Below are 9,013 nucleotides of genomic sequence, written 5' to 3'. Positions count from 1 at the left end.
GGTGCGCGCACCCTCTCCATCTTCCATGCGACACCCGTGCCGGTCATCTCTCCAGGTTGTCGGGTAGATGACCTATCCGGGACATCGAGGGCCGGGCTTACACCCGCTCCCGGCGCTGCGCCGGATGGCGACCGGTTTCCAGGGCTTCGTCACTCACCTCGGGACCGGTGTGGCCGGTTGTGCGCCGCCGGGCCCGGCCCAGCCGCAGCACCCGCCGCCGGACCCCCGGATCCACGCCCTTGTCGGCCGGATCGTGTTCGCCGTGGAACCGGCGCCACAGGCGGCGGCCGGCGAGCAGGAACAGCAGTGCGGCCGCGCAGGCGGTGATGATCGCCAGAATCTGCCCGTAGGCGTTGGAACGGACCGAAATCGAGGTGGCATGGCCGAGCGGGACACCTTCGGGTGTGCTCAGCGATATCGGAACGACGAGGTTGCGGCTGTCGCTGACCTCGGTCGGGATCTGGAACGAGCGGGTCCCGCGGGGCGGGAGCAGCTGTTCGCCGATATCGGTGATCTTCGTTTCCGGCGGCGCGTCGATCCGGAAGCGGATCCGCATCGAAATGGGCAGGTCGTTGCGCGCCACCAGGAGCAGCGGGCTCGATTCCGAGGCCAGCGTGTACACCCCGCCGGGCGGCAGCACCGTCACCGAGCGGTAGATCTCATCCACTGCCGCGGTGGTTTTCTCGATCCGCCGCTGCGCGAACACATCGGCCTGCCCGGCGGGGCCGCCGCGCCGATCCGACAGCGACAGCGCGCGCACCAGATCGTCACGTAGCGGGTTCAGGTAGGCGCGTGGTGTCGGCTGAGTGTCGGGCACCTCCACCATGGCCTGCAGCAGCTGGGACAGCCGGTGCGACTGATCGCGGGCAGGTATCGCGAAATGTCCGGGCACTGTCTCGGCAGCGGCGTCCGGGAGCGGGGCCAGCTGATAGGGCGCCGGGTCCGGCGCCTGCCCGACCAGATCGTCGAACGGCCGCGGATTCACCAGGTTGTTGTCCACGAGCAGTTCGAGCTGGCGCAACAGCGCGACGGCTTCGTCGCGGTTGGCCCCCCATTGCTGCGGCGGCATGATCAGCTGGGAGCGCGGGCGCGCCGGGTCGGCGTGCAATGCCTGCCAGGACACCGCACCGAGCGCGTCTTGCAGGCGTGCGCTGCGGGAATCGTTGGTCACCGGGTAGCGGGCTGCTTCGGGGACGTAGGCGGGCGTGGGTGGATTGGAACCGATACCGGCCAGCGCCGCCGCCGGCCAGATATCGAAGGTCGCGACTCGTAGCGCGGGATCACCCGTCGAGGCACCACCACTGCCCGCCTGATTCGGCGGCGCCGCGGCACCGGATGTCGCCGGCCCGCCCTCGACCGGGGTAGGACCACCGGCGGGGACGGCCTGTTGTTCGGCCTCCTCCCCCGGTACGGGTCCGGGCGCCGGGGCGGCACCCGCGATACCGGGCAATCGCACCACGTCCGGCACCGCGGCGGCGGGATCAACGGCCCCACCCTCCGGCGCCACCGCGTTCCCCGCGAGTACCGCGGTCTCGAAACCCTGCGATTTCAGCAGTTGTGCCGCCGCGGGGTCGAGACTGCTCGCGTCCGGCAGACTCACCTTGCGCACCGACCGGGTGTTGAGGATGGAATCGACGATCTGCGCGGGAGCTTCCAATGCCCGGGCAGTGAGCGCCGGATCGTTCGCCGCCGCCAGCGCGGAGATATCGACCTGCGCGAACGGCAACGCCACCGTGCACATCGACGAGGCCAGCCCACGCACCCGGTCCAGCCACTGCTTGGCCGCCTCGGTGCCCGTACCCGGCCGCGTCGCGCCGTCGGGATCCGACGGGCTGGCCAGAACCCGGTACTCCTCGGTCATCGCCTGCACCGTGAGCAGCAGATCGGGGTCGACGGCCAGGCATATCGCCGAAGCCGGACCGTCCGCCGTGCGGTCGTCGCCGACGACCGATTCCAGCGCGGCGACCAGTTCGTCCAGCCGGCCGCCGCGGCTCAGCGAGGCCGCGAGCTCGTCATCGGCCAGTTCGGTCGTCCGGTCCAGCTCACCGGTCTGACCGGCCACCATGCGCGGCCGGTCGGCCAGCGGCCACAGCAGTGTCGTCGACACCGCGGGGTTGGCCGGCGGAGGTAGCGGCGGGGCGCTACCGTCCGCGGCCGCCGGTAGGCCGAGTACCGGCAGTAGGAAGCGGGCATCGTCCAACCGGGCCTGGCCGCCGTAATCCGGGGTCCCGTTGACATTCAGCAGCAGCGGATAGACACCGGGTTCGGTGATGTTCAACGATTCCGCGGTCCCGTCACGCAACGGTGCCGACAGCGTGAACTGCTGACGTTGACCCGGTTCCAACCGCACCGCGATGTCCTGGAACGGAGTCGGATAGTCGTAGCTGGACTGGTCCAGCTTCAATGTGGTGCGCAGCTCGCTGGGGTCGGCGATCGCCCGCGACCGCTGCACCCGGACGGTGACATCGTCCACGCCGCGGTCGCCGATATTGGTGACCGTGCCGGTCACCGTCAGCAGCGGTTCGCTCGCGGTGGTCACCGTGCCGGGGCTCACCGAATCCAGCGACAGCTTCAGGAACTGTGGCGCAGCGGAATCCTCGGCCGACCCGGCCGGCTGGGCATGCGCGACGGTCACGGGCAGCGCGGACAGCGCCGACACCGCGCCGAGGATGGTCAGGATCACGAAGATGATCCGACTCGGTCCACGCGTCATCGCTTACCGGTCTCCATCCGGTCGATCAGGCGGTTCGCCACCTCGGCCAGCCTGCGCTCGTCGGCGTAGGCGAGCCTGGAGTTCAATTCGCTCAACGGCACCCAGTCCACCTGGGTGACCTCCACATCCGCGTCGGATAGTTCACCACCGACCGAACGCAGCAGAAAATGGTGCACTGTCTTGTGTACCCGCCGCCCCTCGGTGACGAACCAGTAATCGATACTGCCCAATTCGGCGACCACCACGCCCTGAATACCGGTTTCCTCGGCGACCTCGCGAATAGCCGTCTGTTCCGAGGTTTCGCCTTCTTCGATATGTCCTTTGGGCAGCGACCATAGCAGCCGTCCCCGGCGGTCCGTCCGGCCGATCAGGGCGGCGCAGCGCTTCTCGGGCGGACCGTCGAGCCCGTCGACAACCAATCCCCCCGCCGACGTCTCGCGCACCGTGCGCATACGCGGTTTCGCCGCACCACCGGCCGAACCACGGCGCCGGGGCTGGCGGCGTCGACTGTTCGCGCGATCGGCCGGAGACACTACGCAATACTAGAGCAGTATCTTTTTGCACCGCCTCCGGCGGCGCGGGGTTTCGGCCACCGCGCGCCCGGGGCGCACAAATAAACACAGTAAGGTTTTGCTGTGGTTTCGACGGAGTCCGAGGATGCAGTGCTGGATCGCCGTACTCGTTTGCTGGCGGCTGCGGCTGTCACGCTGGGCCGGCTTTCCGAGGTGCTGACTCCGCTGGGGGAGATGTTCGCCGCTCGTGGTTTCCACTTGTATCTGGTGGGGGGCAGTGTGCGGGATGCGGTGCTGGGGCGGCTCGGCACCGATCTGGATTTCACCACCGATGCGCGGCCCGAGCAGGTGCAGCAGTTGCTCGACGGCTGGGCGGATCAGTTGTGGGATACCGGTGGGCTGGCGTTCGGGACGGTGAGCGCGGCCAAGAGTGGTCAGCAGTTGGAGATCACCACCTTCCGTAGTGATACCTACGACCGGGTTTCGCGAAATCCGCAGGTCAGTTTCGGGGACAGTTTGGCGGGCGATCTCGTCCGCCGCGATTTCACCGTGAATGCGATGGCGGTGAAGATCGCAGCCGACGGCGCACTGGAATTCGTGGATCCGTTGAACGGGATGGAAGCGCTGCTGGCGGGCGTATTGGATACGCCGGCCGCGCCCGAGGATTCGTTCAACGACGACCCACTGCGGATGCTGCGTGCGGCCCGTTTCGTTTCCCAGCTGGGTTTCGCAGCGCATCCGCGGGTGCGGAAGGCGATATCGGAGATGGCGCCGGAGATCGAGCGGATCACCGCGGAACGGGTCCGGACGGAGCTGGACAAGCTGATCGGGGGCGCCTATCCGATCGACGGTATCAACATGATGTGCGAAACGGGGCTGGCGCAGCGGGTGCTGCCCGAGGTTCCGGCGATGAAACTGGAGATCGACGAACATCATCAGCACAAGGATGTCTACTGGCATTCGCTGACCGTGCTGGAGCAGGCGATCGACCAGGAAGAGGGCGATCCCGACCTGGTGTTGCGCTGGGCGGCGCTGCTGCACGATATCGGCAAACCGGATACCAAACGCAATGAGCCCGGGGGCGGGGTCAGCTTCCATCACCATGAGGTCGTGGGCGCCAAAATGGTGCGTAAGCGGATGCGGGCACTGAAGTACCCGAAGCAGTTCACCGAGGATGTGGCGCGGCTGGTGTTCCTGCATCTGCGGTTCCACGGTTACGGGAAGGGCCAGTGGACCGATTCCGCGGTCCGCCGCTATGTCACCGACGCCGGGGACCTGCTGCCGCGGTTGCACAAGCTGGTGCGTGCCGATTGCACCACGCGCAACAAGCGCCGCGCCGCCGCATTGCGTGCCACCTATGACGATCTCGAGGTGCGGATCGCCCGACTGCAGGAGCAGGAGGATCTGGCGCGAGTCCGGCCGGATCTGGACGGTAACGCGATCATGGAATTGCTGGGGCTGCCGCCGGGGCCCGAGGTGGGTCGCGCGTGGCGTCATCTGAAAGAGCTGCGGCTGGATCGCGGTCCGCTGACCCGCGACGAGGCCGAGGAGGCTCTGCGGCAATGGTGGCGGTCGCAGCAGTGAACCGGCCGGTCAGAACACGATCAGGGTGGTGCCGGCCACGATGGCCGAGCGGATCTGGGCCAGGTCGAACGATCCGCTGACGGGTGCCACGTCGACCCGGAAGCGGACCAGCTCGCCGTCGCGGACGGCGCGCCGTATCCGTGCCCCGCTCGGCAGTTCCGGTATCCGGATCGGTTCGGTGGTCCGCCAGCGCCGAGGTACGGGCATACCGAACCAGGTGGCCCGGTGGATATCGAGTTCGAGGATGTCGTCGGTGATGGAGGCGTCCAGTTCGGCGCTGATCCGACGGCGTCGGTGGACCGCGCGGACAGGTCCCTGCTCGGCCGGCGTCAGTTCCCATTCGGGGGCGCGGTCTGCGAACCGGCCGAGCAGCGCCGGCAAGGTGACGGTGCCGTCGATATCGATCCGGGCCGCGCGGATTCTGGTCGGTACACCCGGTACCAGCCGGACTTCGTGGGCGATGACGGTGACCTCGTCGAGCGTCAGGCCGTCCCAGTCCAGGTCCCGAAGCACGGCCTTGGTCTGGAAATGTGCGCCACGGCGGCGCACTTTCAGCACGTCGAGGGTGCCGGTGAGGTGATGATCGAGCAGGGTCGCGCTGATCTCCCGGCCGCCGAACCGGCTCAGGATCCCCTCGCTGAGCACGGTGAGCACGGTATCGGGAAGCAGTGCGGTGACGGTGCCGGCGCCGAGATCGGCCACGGGTTCGACCCATGCGGTGGTATAGCTGATCCACTGTTCCAGCCGGGCCTGCTCGAACAGTCGTTTGCCGAGGTCGACTGCCCACAGTGGGGAGAACGGGGAAGTCGATCGGGGGTCGGATTGTGCCGCCATGATCATCTCCGAGAGTACTGGCCCGGACCGGTCCGCCACCATACGTAGTCGGCTGCGTCACCGCGCCGTCGTACCGGAGGGTGCGCCCCCGTGGCATTCCGGACGGGTGTTACCGGTGCGTCATGATCATGAATGAGCGCGATGGCGGCGAGGCTCGGGTAGGTTCACTGCGACAATGGGACCCGACAGGAGACAGTGAGCTGTTGACCGAGGTGGTGTGGGGTTTTCGGCCGGGGCGTTGCCGGCTCGTATTCCTCGGATTGGTGCTTACGGGGTATGTGGGGATACCGGTGCCCGCACAGGCGGCACCGCATCCATGGGCTCCCCCGCCGGTGAACGAGTGTGGTGAGGTCGGGTTCGATCCGCTCGACCGCGCGCCCGACCCCTCCGCGCCGCCGCCCCCACCGGTCGCGGTGCCGCCGCAGATCGATATCCCGATCCCGGTACCGCAGCTCACTCCGGTGCCGGTGCCCGATCCACCGCACGACAACACCCGGATCGTCCCGGAGCCGCTACCGGCCGACCCGTGCCGTAACCCGTGCCCGGATATCCGCGACACCTCCGGACCGGAACCTGCCGAGGAGGACGAGGCCGCGCCGCCCGCACCGCCGGAAACCGGTTCCGGCAGTGGTTCGGCCACCGGTAGCAGTTCGGGCAGTGGTAGCAGTTCGGGCAGTGGTTCCGGTTCCGGTGATCCGGTGAAGTTGCCGAGGATCCAGTTCAAACCGGAGATCGAACCCATCCCGATCCCGGTCCCCGGCGAACCGGGCGACCCACCGCAACCCGCGCCGCCACCGGTCGTCCATCCGGCCGAACCCGGTCCCGTCGCGGGTCCGGCGGCGCTGCCCCGGGTGGAGTCGGTGCGGCTGGTCGAGCAGGTGACCGGGCACGGTTCCCCGAACCGGACCGATATGCGCTGGCAGGTCGACGGCACCGATCTGGGTTTGATGTGGGAGACGAAACCCGGCGAGATCGCCGTGGTGTTCGGCGATACCTTCGGCCAGGGCTGGGTGCCCGGCGGTGCCGGTGGTGATGGCGCGGATTGGCGCAGCAATATCCTCGCCTACAGCACCGACCGCGACCTTTCCGACGGGCTGCGCCTGGACACGATGGTGCAGGACAGCCGCTGTCACGCCGCCGAACTGCTGGGCAGCCGCAAGATCAAGAACTGGGAAACCACCACCATCCCCACCTCGGGTTTCGCCCTCGGCGACCGTCAGTACCTGAGCTATATGTCGGTGAACCGCTGGAGCCGCATACCGGGCCTGTGGTGGACGAACTACGGCGGTATCGCCTATTCCGACGACAACGGCAATACCTGGGTCAAGGATCAGCACGCCAAATGGGAGAACCTGTTCGGGCTGGGCCGGTTCCAGGTCGCGGCGATGGTGCCGCACGGCGACCACGTGTACATGTTCGGAACGCCCAACGGCCGGATCGGTGTGATCGGGCTGGCCCGGGTGCCCAAGGAACAGGTGCTGAACAAATCCGCGTACCAGTACTGGGTGAACGGAACCTGGGCGCCGGCGTCGGAAAACCTGGCCACTCCGCTGGTGCCGGGTATCGCCAGTGAGCTCTCGGTGCGGTTCGATACCGAATCGGGGCTGTGGCAGATGTCCTATCTGGATTCGGCACGCGGTGCGATCGTATTGCGCACCGCCGCGCAGCCGCAGGGGCTCTGGACCGAGCCGGTGCCGCTGGTGTCCACCGCCGACTATCCCAAGGCGTACGGCGGGTTCATCCACCCGTGGTCCACCGGCCGCGACCTCTATTTCACGCTCTCGGAGTGGGATTCCTACAACGTGTACCTGATGCACGCCCGCCTGGATCTGCCGGACTGAGCCGCCACTCAGATCGCCCCGGCCCGGCGGAACCGTATCCGCTGACCCGGCCGGGCCTGCGCAAACAGATCGATATCGGTGTCCAGGACCACCGCGATCACCGGATAACCGCCGGTGATCGGATGATCGGCGAGGAAGACCACCGGTTGCCCGCCCGGGGGCACCTGCACCGACCCGAGCGCCACTCCCTCGGTGGGCAGCTCCGCCGTGGAGGTCCGTTCCAGCGGTGGCCCGTCGGCACGATCCAGGCGTGCGCCGACGCGGTCGGTGTCCTGACCGACCGTCCAATATCCGGTGAACAACGCCGCGGGCTCGGTGAACCAGTCGTCCCGTGGACCGGGCATGGCCCAGATCTCCATGAGGTCCGGGAATCCGGGTTGTGGCGCCTGGTCGATGTTCGGCCAGCTCCGCGGTGCCGGACCGGTGGGTAGCCGGTTCCCGGTGCGCAACGGCGGCGGCCCGATACCGGACAGTGTGTCGTAGCTGCGGGAACCCAGAACCGGCGCGATATCGATGCCGCCGCGTACTCCGACGTAACTGCGCAGCCCGGTCTGTGCGAAAGCCAGCCGCAGCACCTGCCCCGCTTCCAGGTACAGCACGCAGGCATGGCCGACCGGAGTCCCGTCGACTGTTGCCGGTGCCGGCGCTCCGGTGACCGCAATCAGCGTCGGCTCCTCGGTGCGTAGCACCAGGCCGCCGAGCAGAACCTCGATACCCGCGGCGTGCTCCGGGTTTCCCACCAGCCGGTTCGCCAGCCGCAGTGCTCCGCGGTCGGCCGCTCCGGCCGGTCCGACACCGGAATCGAACCAACCCGGCCGGCCCAGATCCTGGACTGTCGCCGGTGGACCGACCTCCTCGACCACGATCATCGGCCCGACCCCGCATCGACGAACCGGACGAGCCCGCCTGCCCGGATCAACGCGGGCGGGTCGCGATCGGAATCCCATATGACCAGATCGGTACGGCCGATGAGCTGCCAGCCGCCCGGGCTTTCCCGCGGGTACACGGCCGAATAACCACCGGCCAGCGCCACCGAACCCGCCGGGATCCGGGTGCGCGGTACCGGACGCCGCGCGACAGCGAGCCGGTCGTCCGGGGATTCCAGATAACCGAAGCCCGGGGCGAACCCGACGAAGGAGCACCGCCACACCGTGCCGGTATGCGCCGCGACGACCTCGTCGGGATGTAGGCCGAGCGCGTCGGCCACCTCGGGCAGATCCGGGCCGTTGTAGTGGACCGGAATCCGAACGGGTTCGCCGCGGGGCAATGTTCCACGGGAAACATTGCCGGGAACGGATTGGTTCACCGCGGCGACCAGCCGCTCGATTTCCGGCCGCAGCCGATACGCCGCCTCCGGCGAATCCAAAGTCACCAGAACGGTTTCCGCCGCGGGAAGTAGATCGACGACACCGGGCAGCGACCGTTCACGCAGCTCCGCGGCCAGCTCGGCGACCCGATCCGGGTTCGGGGTGCACAGGTATGCCCGGTCGCCTGCGGGTCGCAGTACCGGACCCGCCTCGTCCCGGTTT

Annotated in this window: 7 protein-coding genes; 2 read left to right on the top strand and 5 right to left on the bottom strand. The window is 68.2% G+C overall.

From position 1 onward, the window contains the following. Positions 1-97: 97 nt before the first annotated feature. Positions 98-2,713 (bottom strand): DUF6049 family protein, encoded by a 2,616-nt coding sequence (locus tag ON22_RS26590; RefSeq protein ID WP_051158113.1) that lies wholly within the window; start codon positions 2,711-2,713, stop codon positions 98-100. Further along, positions 2,710-3,246 (bottom strand): NUDIX hydrolase, encoded by a 537-nt coding sequence (locus ON22_RS26585; protein ID WP_081595861.1) that lies wholly within the window; start codon positions 3,244-3,246, stop codon positions 2,710-2,712. The genes ON22_RS26590 and ON22_RS26585 overlap by 4 nt, the downstream gene beginning before the upstream one ends. A gap of 102 nt (positions 3,247-3,348) precedes the next feature. Here ON22_RS26585 and ON22_RS26580 point away from each other — a divergent pair, with 102 nt between their 5' ends. Next, complete coding sequence (locus ON22_RS26580; RefSeq protein WP_033243757.1) at positions 3,349-4,809, top strand: CCA tRNA nucleotidyltransferase; 1,461 nt, start codon at positions 3,349-3,351, stop codon at positions 4,807-4,809. Positions 4,810-4,818: 9 nt separating this feature from the next. On the opposite strand, the gene ON22_RS26575 is transcribed toward ON22_RS26580, so the two are convergent. Beyond that, on the bottom strand, positions 4,819-5,643 hold the full coding sequence (locus ON22_RS26575) for a hypothetical protein (protein WP_033244401.1): 825 nt from the start codon (positions 5,641-5,643) through the stop codon (positions 4,819-4,821). A 260-nt stretch (positions 5,644-5,903) separates the two neighbouring features. On the opposite strand from ON22_RS26575, the gene ON22_RS26570 reads away from it, so the two are divergent. Beyond that, positions 5,904-7,484, top strand: a complete 1,581-nt coding sequence (locus tag ON22_RS26570; protein WP_033244400.1) for a glycoside hydrolase family 183 protein — start codon at positions 5,904-5,906, stop codon at positions 7,482-7,484. An 8-nt stretch (positions 7,485-7,492) separates the two neighbouring features. Here ON22_RS26570 and ON22_RS26565 read toward each other — a convergent pair whose 3' ends face one another. Together ON22_RS26565 and ON22_RS26560 are read right to left on the bottom strand one after the other, a co-directional pair. Beyond that, complete coding sequence (locus tag ON22_RS26565; protein WP_033243756.1) at positions 7,493-8,353, bottom strand: 5-oxoprolinase subunit C family protein; 861 nt, start codon at positions 8,351-8,353, stop codon at positions 7,493-7,495. Continuing rightward, positions 8,350-8,988 (bottom strand): 5-oxoprolinase subunit B family protein, encoded by a 639-nt coding sequence (locus tag ON22_RS26560; RefSeq protein ID WP_197039668.1) that lies wholly within the window; start codon positions 8,986-8,988, stop codon positions 8,350-8,352. The genes ON22_RS26565 and ON22_RS26560 overlap by 4 nt, the downstream gene beginning before the upstream one ends. Between the last annotated feature and the right edge of the window lie 25 nt (positions 8,989-9,013).

It is taken from the genome of Nocardia carnea NBRC 14403 (genome assembly GCF_000308515.1).
Lineage (GTDB): Bacteria > Actinomycetota > Actinomycetes > Mycobacteriales > Mycobacteriaceae > Nocardia > Nocardia carnea.
The sequence above is the reverse complement of the archived record's forward strand: the minus strand, read 5'-3'. Positions and strand labels throughout refer to the sequence as shown.